Here is a 25,109-nt window from a genome sequence, read left to right on the forward strand (position 1 = left end):
CCCCGGATACGCCTCGCGACGCGGATCCGCTGGTTAGGACGCCGCTCCCCGCGCGGCGTCCCGCAGTCGGCTCGAGCGCATGGCCGGGTCCCGAGGAGCGGGTCGCGCACGGCGACGCGGATCTGCTGGAACGCGGATCCCCGGATACGCCTCGCGACGCGGATCCGCTGGTTAGGACGCCGCTCCCCGCGCGGCATCCCGCAGTCGGCTCCAGCGCGGGGCCGGGTCCCGAGGAGCGGGACGCGCACGGCGACGCGGATCCGCTGGAACGCGGATCCCCGGATACGCCCCGCGAGGACGCCGCTCCCCGCGGAACGGAGTGCGGTCAGCCGCTGAAGGCGGTGAGGGCGTCGTCGAGGATGCCGAGGCCGCGGGCGACCTCGGCGGAAGTGATGACGGCCGGCGGGACCACGTGGATCCGGTTGTCGGCGGTGAAGGGCAGGAGACCGCGGGACAGCAGGTCGGCCTTGAGGCGGGCGACGGAGGCCGCCGGCAGCGGGGTGCGCGCGTCCCGGTCGGTGACCAGCTCCAGGGCCCAGAACACTCCGGAGCCCCGGACCTCGCCGATCAGGTCGTGCTTCGCCTCGAGCGCCGCCAGGCCGGGGGCCAGGTGCTCCGAGCCGATGGTGCGCGCGTTGTCGACGATCCCCTCCTCCTCCATCGCCTCGAGCGTCGCGACGACGCTGGCAGCGGCGAGCGGGTGGCCCGAGTAGGTGAGACCGCCGGGGAAGACGCGCTCGTCGAAGTGGTGGGCGATCGGATCCGAGATGACGACGCCGCCGATCGGGACGTAGCCGGAGTTCACGCCCTTCGCGAAGGTGATCAGATCGGGGCGCACGTCGAAGGCGTCGAAGGCGAACCACTCCCCCGTGCGGCCGAAGCCCGCCATGACCTCGTCGAGGATCAGCTGGATGCCGTACCGGTCGGCGATCTCGCGGACACCCGCGAGGTAGCCGGGCGGCGGGGTGAGCACGCCGGCGGTGCCGGGGATGGTCTCGAGGAGGAACGCGGCGATCGACTCCGGCCCCTCCGCCTGCACGACGCGCTCGAGGTGGTGGAGGGCGCGCTCGCACTCCTGCTCGACGGTCTCGGCCCAGAACTCGCTGCGGTACAGGTAGGGCCCGAAGGCGTGCACGTGCCCGCGGGAGTACTCGTTCGGGATGCGGCGCCAGTCGCCGGTCGAGACGATCGCCGCTCCCGTGTTGCCGTGGTACGAGCGGTACAGCGAGACGACCTTGTCGCGGCCGGTGAACAGCCGCGCCATGCGGATCGCGTTCTCGTTCGCGTCCGCACCGCCGTTGGTGAAGAAGACCTTCTCCATGCCCTCGGGCGCCCGCTCGGTGATCAGGCGGGCCGCCTCGGCGCGGGTCTCGTTCGCGTAGGCGGGGCCGACCGTGGTGAGGACGCCCGCCTGCTCCTGGATCGCGGCGACGACCTTCGGGTGCTGGTAGCCGATGGTGACGTTCACGAGCTGGCTCGAGAAGTAGAGGTAGCGGGTGCCGTCGACGTCCCAGGCCTCGGCGCCGAGAACGCCTGCGTTCGGCAGTTGGGTCAGCGCGCCCTGCGCCGACCAGGAGTGGAACACGCGGGACCGGTCGGCGGCGGTGACCGAGGCGTTGTCGCGGACGGTGGGGGCGGTCGAGGACGTCATGGTCTCCATCGTGCCGCGCGCGCCTCGAGAGCGGCCGTGCGGATCCGTCGATCCGCGGACCCTACGATGGACGGAACGTCGAAGGGAGCCGCGCATGCCCGCGACCGTCCGCGATCTGCTGGCCGAACCGGCCTTCCGCCTGCGCGTGCTCGCCGGCGTCCACGACGAGGCCGACCTCGACGCCCCTCTGGTGTGGGCGCACTCCTCGGACCTCGTCGATCCGACGCCCTGGCTCGAGTCGGGCCAGCTGCTGCTGACCGACGGCGTCCACTTCACCGGGCACGACAGCGCCGAGTTCTCGGAGGAGTACGTCGCCCGGCTGCGCGGCCGCGGCATCCGCGCGCTCGGCTTCGCCACCCGCATCGTGCACGACGAGGTGCCCGCCGCTCTCGTCACGGCGTGCGAGCGCCAGGGCCTGCCGCTGCTGGAGGTGGCGGACCTGACTCCGTTCATGGGGATCATCCGCTTCGTCGCCGACGTGATCTCGCGGGAGCAGCGTGAGCGGCTGGAGTGGTCGCTCGAGGCGCAGCGGCGGGTGGGCCGCGCGGCGCTGGGGCCGGACGGGCTCGCGGCGATCCTCACCGAGCTGGAGCGGCAGCTGGACTGCTGGGTCGCCCTCTACGACGCCGCCGGGCAGAGGGTGCACCTGCCCACCCGGCTCGACGTGCCGGCGGAGGAGGCGGTCGCCGCGGCCGCGAGGCACGCCCTGACCCGCGGCAGCCGAGCGGGACTCCGACTCGACGACGGCGGCGGAGTGACGCTGCAGACGATCGGGCGCCGCGACCACCTGCGCGGGGTGCTCGCCGTGGGCACCGGCACGCCCCTGGACCCGGCGGGCAGCGACCTCGTCGCGAGCGTCATCGCCCTGGCGAGCATCGCGCTGGAGCAGCGGCGCGCGTTGGACTCCTCCCGCCGGCAGCTGCGCTCCGGACTGCTCGAGCTGCTGGCCGCGGGAGCCTTCGACGTCGCCGAGAGCACCGCACGGCGCCTGGGGAGCCCGCTGCCCGCCGAGCCCGTGCGGGTGGTCGTGCTGAGCGCGCCCGTGCACGGCGACTCGCTCCTCGACGAGCTGGAGGTCGTGGCGGAGGAGGACGGCGCGCGCCTGTTCTTCGCCGAGAGGGACGGCTCGCTCGTCGCCGTCGCCGCCGCCGACGGACTCGAGCCGCTGACCGCCGTGCTGGAGCGGCACGGCGAGAGCGCCGGCGCCTCCGCCCTGATCGCCTGGTCGGACCTGGACCGGGGCCTCGAGGAGGCGCGGCGCGCCGCCGAGCGGACAGGAGACGGGACGGTGGTCCGCTTCGAGGACGTCGCCGCCGAGGGGATGATCGGGCTCCTCGCCGCCGCCGGAGCAGCACCGCTCGCCCGCCGGATGCTCTCACCGCTGCTGACCCCCGAGGGAGCCGTGCTGCTCGAGAGCGCCCGCGTCTGGCTCCGCCGCAACGGCGCCTGGGAGCCCGCCGCCCGCGACCTCGGCGTGCACCGTCACACCCTCCGCAACCGCATCACCGCCGTCGAGCGCGCCCTCGGCCTCGACCTCGACGACGTCTCCGCCCGCACCGAGCTCTGGACGGCGCTGCGGCTGCACTCATAGCCGATCTCCTCCTGCGTCGTCGATCGGCCGCGGTCGGCCTCAGGAGGTGGGGACGATGGGAAGAGCGGGTCGCGTACCGCGCACGACGATCCGCTCCCACGCGGATCGCCGGTTGCGCTCAGCCGTGCTCAGGAGCCTCTCTCGTCCTGCGTCGTCGATCGGCCGCGGTCGGCCGGGGAGGGTGGTCGCGCTGGGAAGAGCGGGTCGCGTACCGCGCACGACGATCCGCTCACACGCGGATCGACGGTTGCGCGGTGCTCAAGAGCCTCTCTCCTCCTGCGTCGTCGATCGGCCGCGGTCGGCCGGGGAGGGTGGTCGCGCTGGGAAGAGCGGGTCGCGTACCGCGCACGACGATCCGCTCCCACGCGGATCGCCGGTTGCGCTCAGCGGTGCTGGTGAGCCTCTCCGGTCGACCCAGCGCCTCCCGCCGGCGCGGAGCGCAACCGGTGATCCGCGTCTCAGCGGATCGACGTGCGCGGAACGCGACCCGCTCTTCCCAGCGCGACCACCCTCCCCGGCCGACCGCGGCCGATCGACGACGCAGGAGGAGAGAGGCTCTTGAGCACCGCGCAACCGTCGATCCGCGTGTGAGCGGATCGTCGTGCGCGGTACGCGACCCGCTCTTCCCAGCGCGACCACCCTCCCCGGCCGACCGCGGCCGATCGACGACGCAGGACGAGAGAGGCTCCTGAGCACGGCTGAGCGCAACCGGCGATCGGCGTGGGAGCGGATCGTCGTGCGCGGTACGCGACCCGCTCTTCCCATCGTCCCCACCTCCTGAGGCCGACCGCGGCCGATCGACGACGCAGGAGGAGATCGGCTATGAGTGCAGCCGCAGCGCCGTCCAGAGCTCGGTGCGGGCGGAGACGTCGTCGAGGTCGAGGCCGAGGGCGCGCTCGACGGCGGTGATGCGGTTGCGGAGGGTGTGACGGTGCACGCCGAGGTCGCGGGCGGCGGGCTCCCAGGCGCCGTTGCGGCGGAGCCAGACGCGGGCGCTCTCGAGCAGCACGGCTCCCTCGGGGGTCAGCAGCGGTGAGAGCATCCGGCGGGCGAGCGGTGCTGCTCCGGCGGCGGCGAGGAGCCCGATCATCCCCTCGGCGGCGACGTCCTCGAAGCGGACCACCGTCCCGTCTCCTGTCCGCTCGGCGGCGCGCCGCGCCTCCTCGAGGCCCCGGTCCAGGTCCGACCAGCCGATCGGGGCGGAGGCGCCGGCGCTCGCGCCGTGCCGCTCCAGCACGGCGGTCAGCGGCTCGAGTCCGTCGGCGGCGGCGACGGCGACGAGCGAGCCGTCCCTCTCGGCGAAGAACAGGCGCGCGCCGTCCTCCTCCGCCACGACCTCCAGCTCGTCGAGGAGCGAGTCGCCGTGCACGGGCGCGCTCAGCACGACCACCCGCACGGGCTCGGCGGGCAGCGGGCTCCCCAGGCGCCGTGCGGTGCTCTCGGCGACGTCGAAGGCTCCCGCGGCCAGCAGCTCGAGCAGTCCGGAGCGCAGCTGCCGGCGGGAGGAGTCCAACGCGCGCCGCTGCTCCAGCGCGATGCTCGCCAGGGCGATGACGCTCGCGACGAGGTCGCTGCCCGCCGGGTCCAGGGGCGTGCCGGTGCCCACGGCGAGCACCCCGCGCAGGTGGTCGCGGCGCCCGATCGTCTGCAGCGTCACTCCGCCGCCGTCGTCGAGTCGGAGTCCCGCTCGGCTGCCGCGGGTCAGGGCGTGCCTCGCGGCCGCGGCGACCGCCTCCTCCGCCGGCACGTCGAGCCGGGTGGGCAGGTGCACCCTCTGCCCGGCGGCGTCGTAGAGGGCGACCCAGCAGTCCAGCTGCCGCTCCAGCTCGGTGAGGATCGCCGCGAGCCCGTCCGGCCGCAGCGCCGCGCGGGCGACCCGCCGCTGCGCCTCGAGCGACCACTCCAGCCGCTCACGCTGCTCCCGCGAGATCACGTCGGCGACGAAGCGGATGATCCCCATGAACGGAGTCAGGTCCGCCACCTCCAGCAGCGGCAGGCCCTGGCGCTCGCACGCCGTGACGAGAGCGGCGGGCACCTCGTCGTGCACGATGCGGGTGGCGAAGCCGAGCGCGCGGATGCCGCGGCCGCGCAGCCGGGCGACGTACTCCTCCGAGAACTCGGCGCTGTCGTGCCCGGTGAAGTGGACGCCGTCGGTCAGCAGCAGCTGGCCCGACTCGAGCCAGGGCGTCGGATCGACGAGGTCCGAGGAGTGCGCCCACACCAGAGGGGCGTCGAGGTCGGCCTCGTCGTGGACGCCGGCGAGCACGCGCAGGCGGAAGGCCGGTTCGGCCAGCAGATCGCGGACGGTCGCGGGCATGCGCGGCTCCCTTCGACGTTCCGTCCATCGTAGGGTCCGCGGATCGACGGATCCGCACGGCCGCTCTCGAGGCGCGCGCGGCACGATGGAGACCATGACGTCCTCGACCGCCCCCACCGTCCGCGACAACGCCTCGGTCACCGCCGCCGACCGGTCCCGCGTGTTCCACTCCTGGTCGGCGCAGGGCGCGCTGAACCCGCTGCCGATCGCAGGCGGTCTCGGCGCCGAGGCCTGGGACGTCGACGGCACCCGCTACCTCGACTTCTCGAGCCAGCTCGTGAACGTCACCATCGGCTACCAGCACCCGAAGGTCGTCGCCGCGATCCAGGAGCAGGCGGGCGTCCTCACCACGGTCGGCCCCGCCTACGCGAACGAGACCCGCGCCGAGGCGGCCCGCCTGATCACCGAGCGGGCGCCCGAGGGCATGGAGAAGGTCTTCTTCACCAACGGCGGTGCGGACGCGAACGAGAACGCGATCCGCATGGCGCGGCTGTTCACCGGCCGCGACAAGGTCGTCTCGCTGTACCGCTCGTACCACGGCAACACGGGAGCGGCGATCGTCTCGACCGGCGACTGGCGCCGCATCCCGAACGAGTACTCCCGCGGGCACGTGCACGCCTTCGGGCCCTACCTGTACCGCAGCGAGTTCTGGGCCGAGACCGTCGAGCAGGAGTGCGAGCGCGCCCTCCACCACCTCGAGCGCGTCGTGCAGGCGGAGGGGCCGGAGTCGATCGCCGCGTTCCTCCTCGAGACCATCCCCGGCACCGCCGGCGTGCTCACCCCGCCGCCCGGCTACCTCGCGGGTGTCCGCGAGATCGCCGACCGGTACGGCATCCAGCTGATCCTCGACGAGGTCATGGCGGGCTTCGGCCGCACGGGGGAGTGGTTCGCCTTCGACGCCTTCGACGTGCGCCCCGATCTGATCACCTTCGCGAAGGGCGTGAACTCCGGCTACGTCCCGCTCGGCGGCGTCGTCATCTCGGATCCGATCGCCCACCACTTCGACGAGCGCGTCTTCCCCGGCGGTCTCACCTACTCGGGCCACCCGCTCGCCGCTGCCAGCGTCGTCGCGACGCTCGAGGCGATGGAGGAGGAGGGGATCGTCGACAACGCGCGCACCATCGGCTCGGAGCACCTGGCCCCCGGCCTGGCGGCGCTCGAGGCGAAGCACGACCTGATCGGCGAGGTCCGGGGCTCCGGAGTGTTCTGGGCCCTGGAGCTGGTCACCGACCGGGACGCGCGCGCCCCGCTGCCGGCGGCCTCCGTCGCCCGCCTCAAGGCCGACCTGCTGTCCCGCGGTCTCCTGCCCTTCACCGCCGACAACCGGATCCACGTGGTCCCGCCGGCCGTCATCACTTCCGCCGAGGTCGCCCGCGGCCTCGGCATCCTCGACGACGCCCTCACCGCCTTCAGCGGCTGACCGCACTCCGTTCCGCGGCGAGCGGCGTCCTCGCGCGGCGTATCCGGGGATCCGCGTTCCAGCGGATCCGCGTCGCCGTGCGCGTCCCGCTCCTCGGGACCCGGCCCCGCGCTGGAGCCGACTGCGGGATGCCGCGCGGGGAGCGGCGTCCTAACCAGCGGATCCGCGTCGCGAGGCGTATCCGGGGATCCGCGTTCCAGCAGATCCGCGTCGCCGTGCGCGACCCGCTCCTCGGGACCCGGCCATGCGCTCGAGCCGACTGCGGGACGCCGCGCGGGGAGCGGCGTCCTAACCAGCGGATCCGCGTCGCGAGGCGTATCCGGGGATCCGCGTTCCAGCGGATCCGCGTCGCCGTGCGCGACCCGCTCCTCGGGACCCGGCCATGCGCTCGAGCCGACTGCGGGACGCCGCGCGGGGAGCGGCGTCCTAACCAGCGGATCCGCGTCGCGAGGCGTATCCGGGGATCCGCGTTCCAGCGGATCCGCGTCGCCGTGCGCATCCCGCTCCTCGGGACCCGGCCATGCGCTGGAGCCGACTGCGGGACGCCGCGCGGGGAGCGGCGTCCTAACCAGCACTGTGCAAGGCGAACGCCGTCACGAACCCGAGCACCGCATACAGCCCGGTGAGCACGTCGTCGCGGTCGAACGCCTCGGGGATCATCGTGTTCGAGATCATGGCGAGGATCGCGCCGGCGGCGACGGTCGTCACGAAGGCCACGACCGCGCCCGGTGCGGCGGCGAAGACCAGGAAGCCGACCAGCGCTGCGGCGGCCGAGATCGCGGCGATCCCGCCCCAGACGGTGAAGACGTAGCGGGCGGAGCGGCCGTCGGCTTTCATGCCGACCGTCGAGGACAGTCCCTCGGGGAGGTTCGAGATCGCGACCGCGGCGACGATGGGCACGCTGATCGCCGCTCCCGCTCCGCCCTGGGCGACCGAGAGGCCGAGCACGATCGATTCGGGGACCCCGTCGATCAGGGCGCCGGCCGCGATGGCCGCGCCTCCTCCTCCGCCCGACCCCTTCGCGCTCTTGCGGTTCCCCGCGCCGGCGCGGGTGAGCAGCGCGTCCGCGCCGACGAAGACGACGGCTCCCGCGAGCGTGCCGAGGATCGTCGGGAGCAGTCCTCCGTCGTCCGCCGCCTCCTGCACGAGCTCGTAGGCGAGCGCCGAGATCAGCACCCCTGCTCCGAAGGCGGAGATCGCGGCGGTGAGCTTCGGGGGCACGCGCACGAACCAGGCGAGCGCGGCGCCGATCAGGAGGGTGGCGCCGCCGATGGCGCCGCTGGCGAGGGCGAGGGTCCAGGGAGGCACGGCTCCACCCTGGCATCGGCGGCGTCCGGTCGCGGCGGGCTTGACGGGGGCGCTCCGGCGGCGCTCGACCCGCCTCCGCCCGCCCCGACAGCTGTCGTGCAGGCGTCGGGCCGCGATGCCCGGCCGATCCTCGGCGATGGAGGGCCGCTCGGGCCGGGCGTCCCCGTAAACTGCCGGAATGGCGGAGTTCAGCGCGAGTGTTTTCCAGAACGAGTTCCTCTCGGGCGGCGCCACCGACGTGCACGCCATCGTCACGGTGACCGCGTCCGGCACGGGGGTCGCCGGGTCCGACGGGGCCGCGGCCGAGATCATCATCGTCGACTGCTCCGGATCGATGACCGGCGAGAACATGACGGCCGCGAAGCGCGCCGCCGCCGTGGCCGTCGACCAGATCCTGGACGGCACCTTCTTCGCCGTCGTGGCCGGATCCGAGCGCGCCGACCGCGCCTTCCCCTACCCCAATGCCACCGTCTCGATGGTGCGGATGGAGCCGGGGGCGCGGGCCGCGGCGAAGGAGGCGATCGGCTACCTCCAGGCCGACGGCGGCACCGCGATGGGCACCTGGCTGACCCTCGCCCGCCAGCTGTTCGCGACCGTGGCGGAGGCGACGCAGAGGCACGCGATCCTCCTCACCGACGGCAAGAACGAGCACGAGTCGCGGATGCAGCTGGACGCGGCGATCCGCGCGGCGTCGGGCGACTTCCAGTGCGACGTGCGCGGCGTCGGCTCCCGCTGGATCGTCGAGGAGGCGCGCACCATCGCGAGCGCCCTGCTGGGCACCGTGGGCCTGATCGCGAACCCGGCCGACATGGCGGCCGACTTCGAGTCGCTGATGCGGGCGTCGATGGGCCGGGGAGTCGCCAACGGCGAGCTCCGCGTCTGGACTCCGCAGGGCGCGCAGCTGCTCTTCGTCCGCCAGGTCGCGCCGAACCTCGAGGACCTCAGCTCCCGGCGGAACGCCGTGAACCCGCTCACCGGCGTCTACCCGACCGGCGCCTGGGGCGACGAGTCGCGGGAGTACCACGTGGCGGTCCGGGTCGCGTCGAAGCCGGTCGGCTCGGAGCAGCTCGCCGCGCGGGTGCAGCTCAGCGTGCGCGACGAGGTGGTCGCCTCCGCCCTGGTGAAGGCGCGCTGGACGGACGACTCCGCCCTGACCGCCCGCATCGACCCCGCCGTCGCCCACTACACCGGCCAGACCGAGCTCGCCTCCGCGATCCAGGACGGGCTCGCGGCAAAGGCGCGGGGCGACGAGGCGACCGCCACGGTCAAGCTCGGGCGGGCGGTGCAGCTCGCTTCCGTCACCGGGAACGACGAGGCGACCGCGAAGCTGCGGAAGGTCGTCGAGATCGACAACCCGAACGAGGGCACCGTGCGGCTCAAGCGCGGCGTGGACCGCCTCGACGAGATGGCGCTGGACACCGCGTCGACCAAGACCACGCGGGTGCGCAAGTGAGCTTCCGCTGCCCCGAGGGGCACACCTCGCAGTCCGGCGAATACTGCGACGTCTGCGGAGCGCCCATCGGTGCCGCTGCGGCCCCGTCGCCCGCTCCCGCCGCACCGACCACCGCGATCCCGACCGGCCCCTCGGTCTGCCCGCACTGCTCGTTCCCGAACGAGCCCGGCGCCCTGTTCTGCGAGAACTGCGGCTACGACTTCACGATCGGCTCCCTCCCCGAGGCCGATCCGTTCACCTCCTCCGGCGCCGTCCGCGCTCCGGGCGAGGTCGGCGGCTCCGCGACGCCGTCGGGGGACCCGGCCCAGCACCTGGGCGAGGCGCCCGCGCCGCAGGCCGATCCCGCGGCTCCGACCGAGCTGGTCCCGGAGCAGGAGGCCGGCTTCGACACCCCCGTCGCGACCGCGCCGCCCGCCGCTCCGCCGACCGAGGTGATCCCGGAGGCCCCTGCACCCGAGGCCGCAGCCCCCGACGCGGCACCCGAGGCCTCAGTGTCGGAGGAGGAGGCCGCGTCCGCGCCGGCCACCGGCTCCGCCCGCCCCGCCGCCGCCTCCGCGGACCCGGACCGCCCGTGGATCGCCGAGCTCTGGGTCGACCCGGAGTGGTACGCCGAGCAGCGCGCCGACGACCCCATGCCCTCGCCCGGCCCGCCCGCGACCGTCGTCCTCCGCGAGCGCACCCTGCTCGTCGGCCGCCCGTCCGTCTCCCGCGGCGTCTCGCCGCAGGTGGACTGCGGCTCCGACTCCGGTGTCTCGCGGCGCCACTGCCAGCTGAGCACCGACGGCTACCGCTGGTGGGTCGAGGATCTGCAGTCGGCGAACGGCACGTACCTCGCCCCGGCCGGGGCTGCGCTCCCGCAGTCGCCGATCGCCGCCGGTCAGCGCCGCGAGGTCGAGGAGGGCGATCGGATCTACGTGGGCGCCTGGACGCGGATCGTGCTCCGTCCCGCGTTCCCCGGCGAGGCCTAGGGCCCCGCGCCCGGTCGGTCAGCGACCGGCGAGCGCTCCGAGCATCCACGACAGCGCCGCGATCGCGCCGACGCCGACCACGCTCGAGCCGATGATCACGGAGCGCCGGATCCGTGCCGCGCGCGAGTCCGAGGCGGTCGGCGCGGCCGCCGCCGTGCCCGTCGTCATCCCGCCGCGGAGCCGGTGCGCGACCTCGTCGGCGGTCGGCCGCTTCTCCGGGTCCCGCTGCGTCATCGAGGTCAGCAGCGCCCGCCACTCCGCCGGCAGGGTGTCGGGCACGGAGGGGCTGCGGTGGAGGCGGGCGATGGCCGCCTCGAGGACGGTGCCCGAGTACTCGCGGTGACCGGTGATCGCCTCGAGGAGGACCAGGCCGAGGGAGAAGACGTCGCTCGCTCCGCTGATCGGCTCGCCCGCGACCTGCTCCGGGCTGACGAAGCTCGCGGTGCCGATCACGACGCCGTCGCTGGTGAGGCGGGAGCCGTCCATGAAGTGGGCCACGCCGAAGTCGGTGAGCTTGGCGGTGCGGGTGTAGCCGCTGGAGGCGACCTCGCTGACCAGGATGTTCGCGGGCTTCACGTCGCGGTGCACGACGCCGCGCTCGTGCAGGTAGGCGAGGGCCTCGGCGAGCTGCGTGCCGATCGCCGCGACCTCCGCCGCCGGGAGGGGGCCGGACTCGAGCCGCGCCTCCATCGTGGGGTCGGCGACGAGCTCCATCACGACGTAGCGGCGGACCTCGCCGCCGAAGTTGTGCAGCCCCGCGTCGAAGAGGTTGACGATGCCCGGGTGGGCGAAGGAGCTCAGCATCCGCACTTCGCGCTCCTGGCGGGCCACGTCCTCGGGGTTCGAGGCCTCCGCGCGGAACACCTTCACGGCGACCTCGCGCTGCACGGTCTCGTCGCGGGCCCGGTAGACCGAGCCCATCCCGCCGGAGCCGATGCGCTCGATCAGGTAGTAGCGGCCGGCCACCTTCTGCTGGGCGGCGTTCGCGGCGACGGTACTCATGGCGATCCCGCCTTCCGCTCGAACGGTGCGCTCCGGAGCGCACGAGGTGGGCGCCTGCGACGACGGTACCGCGGGGCGGCGCCGGCCGGGTCGGCGGAACGGGGGGATTGACACTCCCGGCCCCGGACGGGGGGACGAATGGCCGCTCAGCGCACCGATCCGCACCCCCCGCCGCGGGGTCAGCGGAGGCCGCTGCGCGCGAAGCCCTGCACGAAGTAGGGCTGGAACACCAGGAACAGCACCACCATCGGCACGACGTTCACCAGGGCGAACGCCATGGTCGCTCCGTAGTCGCTGCCGAACTGCCCCTGGAGGAAGAGCAGCCCGATCGGGAGCGTGAACAGCGCGTTCTCCTTCAGGGCGATGAGCGGCCAGGCGAAGTCGTTCCAGGAGCCGAGCAGCGACATGAAGAAGAGCACGGCGATGAGCGGCTTCGAGAGGGGGAGGACGATGGCCGTGAACACGCGGAAGTGCCCGGCGCCGTCGATCCGGGCCGCCTCGATCAGGTCCCGCGGGATCGCGAGGATGAACTGCCGCGCCAGGAACAGCCCGAACGCCGATGCCGCCGTCGGCAGGATCACCGCCCAGTAGCTTCCGTAGAGGCCGAGGTCGGTGACGAGCCGGAACAGCGCCACCATGATCACCTGCACGGGCAGGGTGAGCGTCGACAGGGCCAGGAGGAAGAGCACTCCGGATCCGCGGAACCGCAGCTGCGCGAAGGCGTAGCCGCCGAGCAGGTTGATCGTCACGGTGATCAGCGCGGTGACCAGGCTGATCGCGAGGGAGTTGCCGAACCAGGTCGCCACGGGGAACGACGAGAACACGCGCTCGAAGTTCACCAGCGTCAGCTCGCGCGGCCAGAGGCGGAGGGTGCCGCCGAGCAGCTCGGACCGCGAGGAGAACGCGACGACGACCATCCAGTACAGCGGGAAGACGATGACCACCGAGACGGCGAGGGCGAGGGCGAGGCGGAGCAGGCGCGAGGTGCGCGACGTGCGGATCATTCGACGAGGTCCCTCGAGCGGTTGGTGCGCCACTGCACCGCGGTGAAGATCATGGTCAGTATCAGCAGCACGATGCCGATGGCCGCGGCGCAGCCTTGGTCGCGCGTGACGAACCCTCTGTCGTAGGCGTATGTCACGAGCACCGAGGTCGCGTTCCGGGATCCGCCGCCGGTGAGCACGAAGACGATGTCGAACACCTGGAACGAGTAGATGACGTTGAGGATGAGCAGGAAGAACGACGACGGGCCGACCAGCGGCAGCGTCACGTGGCGGAACTGCTGCCACGCGTTCGCTCCGTCGAGCCGGGCCGCCTCGTAGAGCGCCGGGTTCACCCCCTGCAGCCCCGCCAGGTAGATCAGCATGTTGAAGCCGGTGCGCCACCACAGGGTGACGAGCACCACGGAGGCGAAGGCGGCCGCTCCGCCGGACTGCCAGGCGATGCGGGGGAGGCCGATCGTCTGGAGCATGCCGTCGAGCACGCCGCTGTTCTCGTCGAAGATCAGCACGCCCATCAGCGCCGTCGCCACGCCGGAGACCGCCATCGGCAGGATGAGGATGCTGCGGAACACCGGACGCGCGGGCAGCACCGAGTTCATCAGCACCGCCGCGCCGAGGCCCAGCGCCATCGAGAGCGGGGTCACGATCAGGGTGAACAACGCCGTGTTCAGCGTCGAGCGCCAGAAGAGGCCGTCGCCGAGCAGCCGCGCGTAGTTGTCGAGCCCGACGAAGACGCCGTCGCCGAAGCCGTTCGTGCGCTGGAAGCCGATCAGGAACGCGCCGCCCAGGGGGACGAACACGAACAGGCCGAGCATCAGCAGGTTCGGCGCGAGGAACGCGTAGGCGGCCGCCGTCTCGCGGGCGGGGGCGCGGGAGGTGCGCCGGGGGCGGGCGGTCACCGCCTCCGGCGCGAGGACCGACCGGCTCACTGCGTCGCGGCCGCGATGCCGGAGGTGAGGCCGGCGATGGTGTCCTCGGTGCTGCGCCCGCCGACGAAGGCCTGCTCCAGCTGCTCCTTGAGCACCGTGATGATCGCGGCCATGTCGGGCGAGGCGACCTGCGCCGAGTCGGACGCCTGGACGGTGCCCGCCTGGCCGAGGAACACCTCGGCGAGCTCGGGGCGCACGGCGAACTCGATGCCCGACTCCGTGAGGTCGCGGCGAGTGGGGAGGAGCGAGGCGCCGGCGCAGAAGTCGCGCATCGCCTCCTCCTCCGTCACGAACGCGAGGAAGGAGGCGGCCAGCTCCGGGTTCTTCGCGGCCTTGGTCGCGACGAGGGCGTTGCCGCCGAAGTCGCCGCCTCCGCGCACGTTGCGCGGGGAGTAGGTGGCGCCCCACTCGAAGTCGAGGGTGGAGTCGGCGTCGGGGATGAGGAACGCGCCGGCGAAGGTCATCGCGGTGGTCTGCGAGTACCAGAGGTCGCTGGCGTAGGTGGTCGCCTGCACGGCGCTGCTCGGCGGCACGAGGCCGTCGGTGAAGAAGCTGCGGCTGAAGTCGATCGCGGCGCGGACGGCGGCGCAGGCGATCGCGGGCCCGGACAGGTCCTCGGTGAGGCAGCGGCCGTCGGCCTGGAACAGCAGGCTCAGCCAGCGCGTGACGCCGTTGCCCTGCCAGTTGTAGGCGAAGGGGTAGCGCTCGGCGGGGAGCGAGGCGCGCAGCTTCCGCCCGACCTCGGTGAACTCCTCCCAGGTCCACGCCTCCTCGGGCGAGGAGGGGAAGGAGGTGACGCCCGCGTCGGCCAGCACCTGGGTGTTGTAGAGGATCAGCGAGGTGTCGGTGTGGTGGGGGACGCCGAAGGGGCTCCCGCCGCTCTGCACCGCGGCCCAGGCCGGATCGGTGAACCGCTCGGCGACGTCGGAGTCGAGGAAGCCCGACAGGTCCAGGAGCTGGTCGCGGCCGGCGTAGCTGCCGAACGTGTAGTACGGGACCCGGAAGACGTCCGGCGGGTTGCCCGCCTGCAGCTGCGCGTCGATGTTGGTGAACATCTGCTCGTACGGGACCGCGTTGAGGGTCACGGTGGCGCCGGCGTTCGCCGTCTGGAACGCGTCGATCGCGCGCTGGAAGCCGGCCAGCTCGGCGTCGGTGCCCCAGGTGGTGAAGGTGAGGGTGTCGCTGCCGGCGCTCGCCGCGGGGCCCGCGGGGGCGAAGCCGCAGCCGGAGAGGACCGGGACGGAGGCGGCGACGCCGAGCGCTCCGAGGAAGCGGCGGCGGTCGAGGACCGCGCGTCCGAGCTGCGAGAGGTCGAGAGCCCCCGCGGGGAGCCCCTTGCTGGTCAGGCCCATGACGGCCTCCTTCCGGGGGCCAGCGGCAGGCTCCCGGGGGCAGGCTATTCCGGCAGGGCCGCGGGAATCGCGGCTGGACGGATCGGCCGATCCATGAGAGGAGCGGCCGATCCGCGCGGCGGGCGTTCAGCCGCGGCGGCCGAGCATCCCCTCGAACGAGCCGTCGAGCGCCCACGGGTCGGGCGTGGAGCCCGAGCGGGAGGAGCGGGCGGCTTGATCGGCCAGCTCGCGTCCGGCGCGCTCGATGCGCGAGGGCAGCGCCCGTCCGTCCTCGGTCGCGCCGCCCCAGTCGTCCGTCGCCGCGAACACGGTGGTCGCGAGGGGCGCCGCGTGCAGGTAGGTGAAGAGCGGGCGCATCGCGTAGTCGACGGCCAGGGAGTGGCGGGGGGACCCGCCCGTGGCCGCCAGCAGCACGGGCAGGCCGCGCAGCGCCTCCGTGTCGAGCACGTCGACGAACGACTTGAAGAGCCCGCTGTAGCTGGTGGTGAAGATCGGCGTCACGGCGATCAGGCCGTCGGCGCCGGCGACCGCGTCGAGCGCGGTCTGCAGAGCGGGGCTCGCGAAGCCGGTGAGGAGGTTGTTCGTGACGTCGTGCGCGAGGTCGCGCAGCTCCACGACGCTCCGCTCGACGGCGAAGCCCTGCTCGGTGAGGGAGGACTCGGCGGCGTCGGCCAGGCGGTCGGCGAGCAGCCGGGTCGAGGACGGCTGGCTGAGGCCGGCCGAGAGGACGGTGATCCTGCGGGTGTCCATGGAGAGCTCCTGACTAGACGGTGACGGGCTCGGCCGCGGGCTGCGCGTCGCGCGCGGCCACGAGGGAGGCATGGGTGGGGGCGTCGGGCACGTGCGCGGGGCGGCCCTCGGCGAAGCCGGCGCGGAGAGCGGGGAGGATCTCGCCGAGCATGTCCATCTGCTCCAGGACGGTCTTCAGCGGGAGTCCCGCGTGGTCCATCAGGAAGAGCTGGCGCTGGTAGTCGCCGACGTACTCGCGGAAGCCGAGAGTGCGGTCGATGATCTGCTGCGGGGAGCCGACGGTGAGCGGGGTCTGCTCCGTGAAGTCCTCGAGCGAGGGGCCGTGGCCGTAGACGGGGGCGTTGTCGAAGTAGGGGCGGAACTGCGAGACCGCGTCCTGCGAGTTCTTCGCCAGGAAGATCTGCCCGCCGAGCCCGACGATCGCCTGATCGGCGGTCCCGTGGCCGTAGTGCTCGAAGCGCTGGCGGTAGAGCTGCACCATCTTCTGGGTGTGCGAGGCGGGCCAGAAGATGTGGTTCGCGAAGAAGCCGTCGCCGTAGTAGGCGGCCTGCTCGGCGATCTGCGGGGAGCGGATCGATCCGTGCCACACGAACGGCGCGACACCGTCGAGGGGGCGCGGGGTCGACTGGAAGCCCTGGAGGGGAGTGCGGAACTGGCCCTCCCAGTCGACGAAGTCCTCGGTCCACAGGCGGTGCAGCAGGTCGTAGTTCTCGATCGTCAGCTCGATGCCGCGGCGGATGTCCTTGCCGAACCACGGGTAGACGGGGCCGGTGTTGCCGCGGCCGAGCATGAGGTCGACGCGGCCGCCGGCGAGGTGCTGGAGCATCGCGTAGTCCTCGGCGAGCTTCACGGGGTCGTTCGTGGTGATGAGGGCCATCGCGGTGGAGAGCGTGATCCTCTCGGTCTTCGCCGCGAGGTAGCCGAGCGTGGTGGTGGGGGAGGAGGACCAGAACGGCGGATTGTGGTGCTCGCCCAGGGCGAAGACGTCGAGGCCGATCTCCTCCGCCTTCAGCGCGATCGCGAGGGTCGCCTGGATCTTCTCGGACTCGGACGGGGTCCGTCCGGTCGTGGGGTCGGTCGTGATGTCGCTGACCGTGAAGATGCCGAACTGCATCAGGCGCTCCTTCTGTCCTCCGGCCCGGTGGGGCCTGGTCCATGCGTTTGCATGTACATCCTCATTCAACCACGTGCGGCCGGATCTATTCCCGTGGATCCCCGGGCCTCCGCCGGCCTGTCGGAGGACGGCGCCGGTGCCGTGCCCGGACGTCGCCGACCCGCCCCGCTCGCCCCGCGGCCGCCCGAAACATCCCCGCAATACGCCCCGCACTAGAGTCGTGCCATGGGTGACCTCTTCGACGGATACGGGTCCCAGAAGGTCGAGCGGCCCGACACGGGCGCCACCCCCTGGGACGAGATGTTCGCCGACGTGGCGTCGACCGGAGGCCCCGACGGGGTCCGCGGCGCCTATCGCGACATCTACTCCTCGCTCGCGCGGATGACCCAGGAGGAGCTGCGCGGCCGCACCGACGCGCTCGCCTCCTCCTACCTCGCGCAGGGCGTCACCTTCGACTTCGCGGGGGAGGAGCGGCCGTTCCCGCTCGACGCCGTCCCCCGGGTGATCGAGCGCGCCGAGTGGAACGAGGTGCAGACCGGCATCAAGCAGCGGGTCCGTGCTCTCGAGGCGTTCCTCGCCGACGTCTACGGCCCGCAGAACGCCGTGGCCGACGGCGTCATCCCCGCCGGGCTCATCTCGAGCTCCAGCCACTTCCACCGGCAGGCCGCGGGCATCGTCCCCGCGAACGGCGTGCGGATCCAGGTGTCCGGGATCGACCTGATCCGCGATGAGAAGGGCGGCTGGCGGGTCCTCGAGGACAACGTCCGCGTGCCCTCCGGCGTCTCCTACGTCATCTCGAACCGCCGGGTGATGGCGCAGACGCTGCCCGAGCTGTTCGTCTCGATGCGGGTGCGCCCGGTCGGCGACTACCCGAACAAGCTGCTGCAGGCCCTCCGCGCCTCCGCCCCCGAGGGCGTCGACGACCCGACCGTGGTCGTGCTCACCCCGGGCGTCTACAACTCCGCCTACTTCGAGCACACCCTCCTCGCCCGCCTCATGGGCGTGGAGCTGGTCGAGGGCCGCGACCTGTTCTGCACGGGCGGCAAGGTGTTCATGCGCACCACCTCCGGCCCGACCCGGGTCGACGTGATCTACCGCCGCGTGGACGACGAGTTCCTCGATCCGCTGCAGTTCCGCGCCGACTCGATGCTCGGCTCGCCCGGGCTGATGCTCGCGGCCCGGCTCGGGAACGTCACGATCGCCAACGCGGTCGGCAACGGCGTCGCCGACGACAAGCTCGTCTACACCTACCTGCCCGACCTCATCCGCTACTACCTCTCGGAGGAGCCGGTGATCAAGAACGTCGACACGTGGCGGCTCGAGGACCCGGGAGCGCTCGAGGAGGTGCTCGACCGCCTCGACGAGCTCGTCGTGAAGCCGGTCGACGGCTCCGGCGGCAAGGGCCTGGTCGTCGGGCCGGCCGCCTCGGCGAAGGAGCTCGCGGAGCTGCGCTCCCGCCTCCAGGCCGACCCGCGCGGCTGGATCGCGCAGCCGGTCGTGCAGCTCTCCACCATCCCCACCCTCGTCGACGACGGGATGCGTCCCCGGCACGCCGACCTGCGGCCCTTCGCCGTGAACGACGGCACCGACGTCTGGGTGCTGCCCGGCGGCCTGACCCGCGTCGCGCTCCCGGAGGGGCAGCTCGTCGTCAACTCGTCGCAGGGCGGCGGATCGAAGGACACCTGGGTGGTCGGCCTCGAGGAGGCGCGCAGCGCCGAGCCCGAGGCGCGCGACATCCAGGCGCTCGTCGCCGAGCAGGCCGCTGTCACCAGCTCAATCCCGATCGTCTACCCGCTCAACCACACGCCCGACCACTCGCCGCAGGACGCACCGAACACCGACCAGGACCAGCAGCAGCAGCAGACGCTCGCGGCGGGGGAGGACGACTGATGCTCTCCCGGATCGCCGAGTCGCTGTTCTGGATCGGCCGCTACATCGAGCGGTCCGACGGCACCGCCCGCATCCTCGACGTCCACCTCCAGCTCCTGCTCGAGGACCCGTGGATCGACGAGGACACGGCCTGCCGCTCGCTCCTGTCGGTGATGGGCTCGACCCCGCCCGACGACATGCGCGAGATCACCCGCGCCGACGTGCTGGCGATCCTCGCGATCGACCGCACGAACCCCGCCTCGATCGCCTACTCGCTCGGCGCGGCCCGCGAGAACGCCCGCCGGGCGCGCGAGATCGTCTCGACCGAGCTCTGGGAGTGCCTCAACACCACGCGCACCCGGATGCCGCGCCGCGTCTCGGGCGAGCGGGTGTCGGAGTTCTTCAGCTGGGTGAGGGAGCGCTCCGCCCTCGCCGTCGGCATCATCGAGTCGGCGACCTCGCGCGACGAGGCCTGGCAGTTCTTCACGCTCGGCCGCTCGATCGAGCGCGCCGACATGACCGCCCGCCTGCTCGCCACCCGCTCGCTGACCGAGGCGAGCGGCCCCTCCTGGACCACGATCCTCCGCTCCTGCGGCGCCTACGAGGCGTACCTGCGCACCTACCGGGGCGTGCCGAGCGCGCGGAACGCGGCCGAGTTCCTCCTCCTGGACCGGCTGTTCCCGCGCTCGATCCTCTTCTCGGTCTCGCGGGCGGAGGCGTGCATGCGCGACATCGAGCCGCGCACCGGCCGCATCGGCCACTCCGGCGACGCGCAGCGCGTCCTCGGGCGGATCCGCAGCGAGCTGGAGTTCCGGCCGATCACCGACATCCTCGAGGACCTGCCGCGGCACATGGACAGCGTGCAGGAGGCGACCTCGGCCGCTTCCGAGGCGATCCGCCAGCGGTACTTCCCCACCAACGTCATGCCGAGCTGGATCGGGGAGGCGCTGTGAGCAGGCTGCGCATCAGGCACACCACGGGCTTCACCTACGCGGGGGACGTGGTCGCGTCCTACAACGAGGCGCGGATGCTCCCCGCCTCCTCGGACGGGCAGCTGGTGCTGTTCTCGAACCTCGACATCCGGCCGGTGACCTCGGTGCACGCCTACACCGACTACTGGGGCACCCGCGTCTCGTCGTTCGACGTGCTCGACGCCCACCGCGAGCTCTCGCTGACGGCGACCTCGCTCGTCGAGATCCGGCCGAAGCAGCACCCCGACCACCCGACCGGGTGGGATCAGCTGTCCGAGCAGGTCGAGACGCGCACCGAGTACGTGGAGCAGTCGAAGCAGACCCACCGCACCGCGCCGCCGGAGGACCTCTCGGCGATGGCGCGCTCGCTCGCGGACGAGGCGGCCGGACCGTGCGAGGCCGCGCTCACGATCGCCGAGACGATCGGCCGGGCGATGACCTACCGGCAGGGCGTCACCGGCGTGCACTCCACCGCGACGGAGTCGTGGACCGCGCGCGAGGGCGTCTGCCAGGACATCACGCACATCGTCCTCGGGGCGCTGCGCTCGGTGGGCATCCCGGCGCGCTACGTCTCGGGCTACCTGCACCCCAAGCCGCACGCCGAGATCGGCGAGACCGTGGTGGGGGAGTCGCACGCCTGGGTCGAGTGGTTCTGCGGAGGAGCCTGGCGCGGCTACGACCCGACGAACCTGATCGACATCGGCGACCGCCACGTCACCGTCGGCCGCGGCCGCGACTACAACGACATCGCGCCGCTGCGCGGGGTGTTCGCCGGGCCCCGCTCGTCGAAGCTCTTCGTCCGCGTCGAGATCACCCGCGAGGCCTGAGGGCGGGCGGCGGTCGCGCCCCGCGTCGGGGGCGACCCGTCGAGTGGGCGGTCCGCGGATCCGCCCGGCGTGCGGACCGGCCGACGGAGCCTAGGCGCGCGGGCGCAGCAGGGGGACTCCGCCGGTGGCGGGCAGAGCCTCCGGTCCGGGGGCCGCGAGCCGGGCGGCGCGGCGCAGGCGGAGGTGGAAGGCGAGTCCGATGGCGGCCGCCGCGATCCCGGAGGCGGCGCCGACCAGCATCGCCTGGCGCGGACCGTAGGCGTTCGCGACCCAGCCGATCAGCGGTGCGCCGATCGGGGTGCCGCCGACGAAGATGGCCATGTACAGCGCCATGACCCGGCCCCGCATCTCGGGGGCGGTCGAGAGCTGCACGTAGCCGTTGGCCGAGGTCATCAGCGTCTGCGCCGCGATGCCGACGAAGGGGAGCAGGATCGCGAACGCCCAGACCGTCGGCATGACGCCGGCCAGCGCGAGCGCGACGCCGAACGCCGCGGAGGCGCCGACGATGAGCCGGAGCCTCGGGCGGTCGCGGCGAGCCGAGAGGAGCGCCCCCAGCACCGAGCCGACGGCGATCGCGGAGGAGAGGAGGCCGAACTCGCTCGCCCCCATGTCGAACTCGACCGTCGCCATCGTCGAGGCGAAGATCGGGAAGTTCAGGCCGAAGGTGCCGATCAGGAACACGATCGCGAGCACCACGAGGATGTCCGGCCGCTTCGACACGTAGCGGAACCCCTCCAGCAGCGCACCCGGGCCGCGCGTGGCGCGCGGGGCGCTGCGGAGCTGGTCGCGGTGGAGTGCGCGCAGCGAGAGCAGGACGGCGAGGAAGCTCGCGGCGTTGAGGAGGAAGACCCAGCCGGAGCCGACCGCGGCGATGAGCACGCCCGCGAGGGCCGGTCCGATCATCCGCGCCGAGTTGAAGGAGGCCGAGTTCAGCGAGACGGCGTTGGTGAGGTCGCGCTCCTCGACCAGCGCCGAGACGAACGTCTGGCGCACGGGCGCGTCGATCGCCGCGGCGAAGCCGAGGAGCAGGGCGAAGAGGTAGACCATCCAGAGCTGGACGATCCCGGTCACGACGATGAGTCCCAGGCCGAGCCCGAGCGCGCCCATCGCGCCCTGGGTGGCCATCAGGAGCTTCCGCCGGTCGAAGCGGTCGGCGATGAAGCCGGAGAAGGGGACCATCACGAGCTGCGGTCCGAACTGCAGCGCCATGGTCACGCCGAGCGCCGTCGCGTCGTGGTCGGTCAGGTCGTTGATCACGATCCAGTCCTGGGCCGTGCGCTGCATCCAGGTGCCGACGTTCGCGACCATCGCGCCCGCGAACAAGATGCGGTAGTTCGGCACGGCGAGGGAGCGGAACATCGCGCTCATCGGTCGGCCACCGCGCGCAGGACCGCCGCCGCGTCGTGGAGCAGGCGCAGGTCCTCGGGAGGGAGTTCCTCGAGGCGCGCCACGAGCCACGCGTCGCGGCTGCGGCGCACGTCGAGCACCAGTGCGGTGCCGGCCCCGGTGGGGCGGATGCGGGTGACGCGGCCGTCGGCGGGGTCGGCCAGGCGCTCCGCGAGTCCTTCGTCGACCAGGCAGCCGACCGTGCGGGTCATCGAGGGCGGGCGGACCCGCTCCGCCTCGGCCAGCTCGCCGAGGGTCTTCGCGCCCTCGCGGTGCAGGAGCGCGAGCACGCTGAACTGCGGATCGCTGAGCTCGTGCTGGGCCTTCTCCTGCCGGAGCCGCCGTCCGAGCCGGCCGACCGCTGCCCGCACCTCGCCCGCGAGGGAGGTCAGCGGGAGATCGGTCTGCGGGGTGTCGGTCGGAGGGGTCTCGGTCTGCAGGGTCTCGGTCGATGGCACATAGTTAGCCTAACAAAAGAACCGCCGCTCAGGCGGAGGTCCGCGCGGTCCGCACCGCCCCGATGCTCGCGGCGACCACGAGCGCGATCCCGACGGCCTCGACGGCGCTGAGGCGCTGGCCGAGCACGAGGAAGCCCGAGAGCGCGGCCGCCCCGGGGGAGAGCGACATCAGGATCGAGAAGGTGGAGGAGCGCAGGCGCCGCAGCGCCAGCAGCTCCAGCGCGTAGGGCACCGCGGAGGAGAGCACCGCCACGGCGAGCCCGAGGAGCAGCACCGGCGGCACCACCAGGGCGGGTCCGGCGGAGGCGAGGCCGAACGGCAGCGACACGATCGCGCCGGCCGCCAGCGCCAGCGCGAGCCCGTCGATCCCCTGGAACCGCCCGCCGGTGCGGCCGGCGAAGACGATGTACGCGGCCCAGAGCACTGCGGCCCCCAGCGCGAAGCCGACGCCGACCGGGTCCAGCGCCGAGAAACCGCCCTGCGACAGGGTCACCACCCCGGCCAGCGCGAGCACCGCCCAGACCAGGCTCAGCACGCTCCTCCCGGCGATCACCGAGAGCGTCAGCGGCCCGAGCACCTCGAGGGTGACGGCGGCGCCCTGCGGGATCCGGGCGATGGCCTCGTAGTAGCAGGCGTTCATCCCGCCGAGGGCGAGACCGTAGGCGGCGACAGTGGCCCAGTCGCTCCGGCTGTGGCCGCGCAGCCGCGGACGGCAGACCAGGAGCAGCACGACGGCTGAGAACACCAGCCGGAGCGTGACGGTGCCGATCGGCCCCGCGGCGGGGAAGAGCAGCACGGCGAAGGACGCGCCCAGCTGCACGCTCGCGACAGACCCGAGCACCAGGCCGATCGAGCCCGCGCTCGCCGGGCGCCGCTCCGGAGCGGCCGTTGCGCTCAGCTGGAGCGCCGCTGCGTCTGGACGGGCGGGACGTTGTAGCCGAGCAGGCCGACGCCGGTCGCGTCCCAGCGCAACGTGGTCAGCGAGACGTTGTCGACCACCGGGAAGGTGTGCCGGTACGTCTCCGGGTTGATGCCGAGGTAGGCGCACAGCAGGAGGCGGATGAGCGTGCCGTGCGCGACGACGAGCACCCGGCCGTCGGGGTGCTCGCGGTGGATGCGCGCGAGTGAGGTGTTCGCGCGGGCGACGGCGTCGAGGCCGGACTCGCCGCCGGGCATCGGCTGGATGGCCGGCGCCGCGACCCACGCGTGGTACTCGTCCGGGAAGCGCTTCTCCATCTCGTCGGTGGTCAGCCCCTCACCGCGGCCGAAGTCGACCTCGACCAGCGCCGGGTCGGGCTGCAGCTCGAGGTGGGCCGCCCGCGCGGCGGGCACGGCGGTGCGCACGGCCCGGACCAGGGTGGAGGAGTACACCGCCTCGAGGTCGGCGTCGACGGCCCAGGCGGCCAGAGTCGCCGCCTGGTCCTGGCCCCGGGGGGTCAGCGCGATGTCGGAGGAGCCCGCGAAGCGGTTCTCGGAGTGCCAGACAGTCTCTCCGTGCCGGGCGAGGATCAGGGTCGTCACCCCCTGAGCCTACCGACCGTGCGGGCCAGTGGGCCCCGCGCTCACGCGGCGGGGACGCCGTAGTGCGCGTCGACCATCACCGGGAGATGGTCCGAGACGCCCTGGGGCAGCGTGGAGACCCGCTCGATCCGCACGGAGTCGCTGATCGCGAAGTCGAAGTGGCCGCTGAAGTAGCGGTAGCGCGCGTAGGTGGGGGAGTCGCTCCGCGAGACCAGGTAGCCGTTCCGGGTCATCCGGCGGTCGAGTCCGCGGAAGAACCACGGGTAGTTGTAGTCGCCGACCATCAGGGAGGGGGTGTCCGGCGCGTACTCGCGCAGCCGGTTCAGCGCCTCGTCGATCTGCTTGCGGCGCAGGGCGTTGCCGGCCGAGAGCGGGGCGGCGTGGAAGGAGGAGACGGCGATCGATCCGCCGTCGCGGTCGTCGAGGCGGACGGCCAGCAGGCGCTCCTGAGCGGGGGACATCACGCGGTCGTGCATGGACTTGCTGAGCTCGAACGCGGCGCTGCCGGAGAGTTCGAAGCGGTCCTGCGAGTAGTAGACGGCCAGGCCCAGGCGGTTGCGGGCTGTGACGGACGCGAGCCGGAGCGAGCCCACCTCCTGCGGCAGCTTCGTGGTGTCGCACTCCTGCAGGCACAGCACGTCGATGTCGTGGCGGGCGGCGAGGGGGGCGATCTCGGCGTGCGCTCGGTGCTCCCGGAGGTTGTAGGAGATCACGCGGAGGGCGCGTTCGGTCGGCTGCATTTCGCCAGTGTAGGGCGCGCCGACCGAGCGCCGGCCGACCCTCCGGCGAACACGGAGGGACCTCCTCGGAACGCGGTCGGAACGTTCGCCGACCGGCCGGGGAGGTCCCTCGCGGAGCCGTGTCAGTGCTGCTCGGTGCCCGAGGCGTCGGTCTCGGCGTCGGTGCCGTGGACGCCGTCGGTGGGGCCCCAGTCGGGCAGCGGGGGGTTCTGCTCCTCGCCGTCGGCGCCGACGCCGTCGGCCAGGGGGGAGGCCGCGCCGCCGACCTCGTCGAGGCCCGCGGAGGTGCCGGTCTCGGTGGCGGGGTCGGGCGTGCGCGCGCCGTCGGTCGTGTCGGTGCCGTCGGTCGTGTCGGTGGGGGTGGGCTCGATGTCGTAGTCGGAGCTGCTCATGTCCCGACGCTACGACTCCACCGCCCGCGGGGGCACCCCCTTGCGCTCCCGCGAACGACGGAGGCCCCCCGCACCGGGAAGGTGCGAGG

22 protein-coding genes are annotated in these 25,109 nt (G+C 73.1%); 7 read left to right on the plus strand and 15 right to left on the minus strand.

Annotated features, from left to right (window positions below):
- Positions 1–325: 325 nt before the first annotated feature.
- Complete coding sequence (locus tag C5C82_RS04310) at positions 326–1,651, minus strand: aspartate aminotransferase family protein (RefSeq protein ID WP_104354668.1); 1,326 nt, start codon at positions 1,649–1,651, stop codon at positions 326–328.
- A 94-nt stretch (positions 1,652–1,745) separates the two neighbouring features.
- Here C5C82_RS04310 and C5C82_RS04315 point away from each other — a divergent pair, with 94 nt between their 5' ends.
- Positions 1,746–3,242 carry a PucR family transcriptional regulator gene (locus tag C5C82_RS04315; protein WP_181134397.1) on the plus strand — a complete coding sequence of 499 codons (1,497 nt, stop codon included), beginning with the start codon at positions 1,746–1,748 and terminating at the stop codon, positions 3,240–3,242.
- 820 nt (positions 3,243–4,062) lie between these two features.
- Here C5C82_RS04315 and C5C82_RS04320 read toward each other — a convergent pair.
- Positions 4,063–5,559: a PucR family transcriptional regulator gene (locus tag C5C82_RS04320; protein WP_181072766.1), complete on the minus strand. Its 1,497-nt coding sequence runs from the start codon at positions 5,557–5,559 to the stop codon at positions 4,063–4,065.
- 94 nt (positions 5,560–5,653) lie between these two features.
- Here C5C82_RS04320 and C5C82_RS04325 point away from each other — a divergent pair, with 94 nt between their 5' ends.
- The gene (locus tag C5C82_RS04325; protein WP_104354670.1) at positions 5,654–6,979 is read left to right on the plus strand and encodes an aspartate aminotransferase family protein; all 1,326 of its coding nucleotides are present in this window, start codon (positions 5,654–5,656) and stop codon (positions 6,977–6,979) included.
- A 564-nt stretch (positions 6,980–7,543) separates the two neighbouring features.
- On the opposite strand, the gene C5C82_RS04330 is transcribed toward C5C82_RS04325, so the two are convergent.
- Entirely contained in the window at positions 7,544–8,287 is a 744-nt protein-coding gene (locus C5C82_RS04330) for a ZIP family metal transporter (protein ID WP_104233141.1), read from the minus strand.
- 178 nt (positions 8,288–8,465) lie between these two features.
- Between C5C82_RS04330 and C5C82_RS04335 the strand changes: the two genes are divergently transcribed.
- Positions 8,466–9,740 (plus strand): VWA domain-containing protein, encoded by a 1,275-nt coding sequence (locus C5C82_RS04335; RefSeq protein ID WP_104354671.1) that lies wholly within the window; start codon positions 8,466–8,468, stop codon positions 9,738–9,740.
- On the plus strand, positions 9,737–10,708 hold the full coding sequence (locus tag C5C82_RS04340; RefSeq protein WP_104354672.1) for an FHA domain-containing protein: 972 nt from the start codon (positions 9,737–9,739) through the stop codon (positions 10,706–10,708). Before C5C82_RS04335 ends, C5C82_RS04340 begins: the two co-directional genes overlap by 4 nt.
- An 18-nt stretch (positions 10,709–10,726) precedes the next feature.
- Here C5C82_RS04340 and C5C82_RS04345 read toward each other — a convergent pair whose 3' ends face one another.
- The 6 genes from C5C82_RS04345 to C5C82_RS04370 all read right to left on the minus strand — a co-directional run bounded on the left by C5C82_RS04345 (position 10,727) and on the right by C5C82_RS04370 (position 16,856).
- Positions 10,727–11,710, minus strand: coding sequence for a serine/threonine-protein kinase (locus tag C5C82_RS04345; RefSeq protein WP_104295296.1), 984 nt, complete (start codon positions 11,708–11,710; stop codon positions 10,727–10,729).
- A 179-nt stretch (positions 11,711–11,889) separates the two neighbouring features.
- Entirely contained in the window at positions 11,890–12,714 is an 825-nt protein-coding gene (locus tag C5C82_RS04350) for a carbohydrate ABC transporter permease (RefSeq protein ID WP_104354673.1), read from the minus strand.
- Positions 12,711–13,610: a carbohydrate ABC transporter permease gene (locus C5C82_RS04355; protein WP_258065936.1), complete on the minus strand. Its 900-nt coding sequence runs from the start codon at positions 13,608–13,610 to the stop codon at positions 12,711–12,713. The genes C5C82_RS04350 and C5C82_RS04355 overlap by 4 nt, the downstream gene beginning before the upstream one ends.
- A gap of 26 nt (positions 13,611–13,636) precedes the next feature.
- A complete protein-coding gene (locus C5C82_RS04360) occupies positions 13,637–14,992 on the minus strand; it encodes an ABC transporter substrate-binding protein (protein WP_104354674.1) in 1,356 nt (451 codons plus the stop codon).
- A gap of 126 nt (positions 14,993–15,118) precedes the next feature.
- On the minus strand, positions 15,119–15,742 hold the full coding sequence (locus C5C82_RS04365; RefSeq protein ID WP_104249848.1) for an FMN reductase: 624 nt from the start codon (positions 15,740–15,742) through the stop codon (positions 15,119–15,121).
- Between the two features lie 13 nt (positions 15,743–15,755).
- The gene (locus C5C82_RS04370) at positions 15,756–16,856 is read right to left on the minus strand and encodes an LLM class flavin-dependent oxidoreductase (protein ID WP_104226200.1); all 1,101 of its coding nucleotides are present in this window, start codon (positions 16,854–16,856) and stop codon (positions 15,756–15,758) included.
- Positions 16,857–17,081: 225 nt separating this feature from the next.
- Here C5C82_RS04370 and C5C82_RS04375 point away from each other — a divergent pair, with 225 nt between their 5' ends.
- The 3 genes from C5C82_RS04375 to C5C82_RS04385 are packed head-to-tail and all read left to right on the plus strand — an operon-like array spanning position 17,082 to position 20,523.
- A complete protein-coding gene (locus C5C82_RS04375) occupies positions 17,082–18,746 on the plus strand; it encodes a circularly permuted type 2 ATP-grasp protein (RefSeq protein WP_104226201.1) in 1,665 nt (554 codons plus the stop codon).
- Entirely contained in the window at positions 18,746–19,678 is a 933-nt protein-coding gene (locus C5C82_RS04380; RefSeq protein WP_104223851.1) for an alpha-E domain-containing protein, read from the plus strand. The genes C5C82_RS04375 and C5C82_RS04380 overlap by 1 nt, the downstream gene beginning before the upstream one ends.
- On the plus strand, positions 19,675–20,523 hold the full coding sequence (locus tag C5C82_RS04385) for a transglutaminase family protein (RefSeq protein ID WP_104292250.1): 849 nt from the start codon (positions 19,675–19,677) through the stop codon (positions 20,521–20,523). The genes C5C82_RS04380 and C5C82_RS04385 overlap by 4 nt, the downstream gene beginning before the upstream one ends.
- A 90-nt stretch (positions 20,524–20,613) precedes the next feature.
- Here C5C82_RS04385 and C5C82_RS04390 read toward each other — a convergent pair whose 3' ends face one another.
- From C5C82_RS04390 to C5C82_RS04415, 6 genes are all read right to left on the minus strand, one after another.
- Positions 20,614–21,891 (minus strand): MFS transporter, encoded by a 1,278-nt coding sequence (locus tag C5C82_RS04390; protein ID WP_104354675.1) that lies wholly within the window; start codon positions 21,889–21,891, stop codon positions 20,614–20,616.
- Complete coding sequence (locus C5C82_RS04395; RefSeq protein WP_258062951.1) at positions 21,888–22,367, minus strand: MarR family winged helix-turn-helix transcriptional regulator; 480 nt, start codon at positions 22,365–22,367, stop codon at positions 21,888–21,890. Before C5C82_RS04395 ends, C5C82_RS04390 begins: the two co-directional genes overlap by 4 nt.
- 28 nt (positions 22,368–22,395) lie before the next feature.
- Positions 22,396–23,208, minus strand: a complete 813-nt coding sequence (locus C5C82_RS04400; protein ID WP_244229480.1) for a DMT family transporter — start codon at positions 23,206–23,208, stop codon at positions 22,396–22,398.
- Between the two features lie 53 nt (positions 23,209–23,261).
- The gene (locus tag C5C82_RS04405; RefSeq protein WP_104223854.1) at positions 23,262–23,888 is read right to left on the minus strand and encodes a histidine phosphatase family protein; all 627 of its coding nucleotides are present in this window, start codon (positions 23,886–23,888) and stop codon (positions 23,262–23,264) included.
- 41 nt (positions 23,889–23,929) lie between these two features.
- Positions 23,930–24,628: an endonuclease/exonuclease/phosphatase family protein gene (locus tag C5C82_RS04410; RefSeq protein ID WP_104354676.1), complete on the minus strand. Its 699-nt coding sequence runs from the start codon at positions 24,626–24,628 to the stop codon at positions 23,930–23,932.
- 122 nt (positions 24,629–24,750) lie between these two features.
- Complete coding sequence (locus C5C82_RS04415) at positions 24,751–25,020, minus strand: hypothetical protein (protein WP_104226203.1); 270 nt, start codon at positions 25,018–25,020, stop codon at positions 24,751–24,753.
- Positions 25,021–25,109: the final 89 nt, after the last annotated feature.

Origin of the sequence: Rathayibacter sp. AY1D5, from assembly GCF_002932515.1 — a bacterium.
GTDB lineage: Bacteria > Actinomycetota > Actinomycetes > Actinomycetales > Microbacteriaceae > Rathayibacter.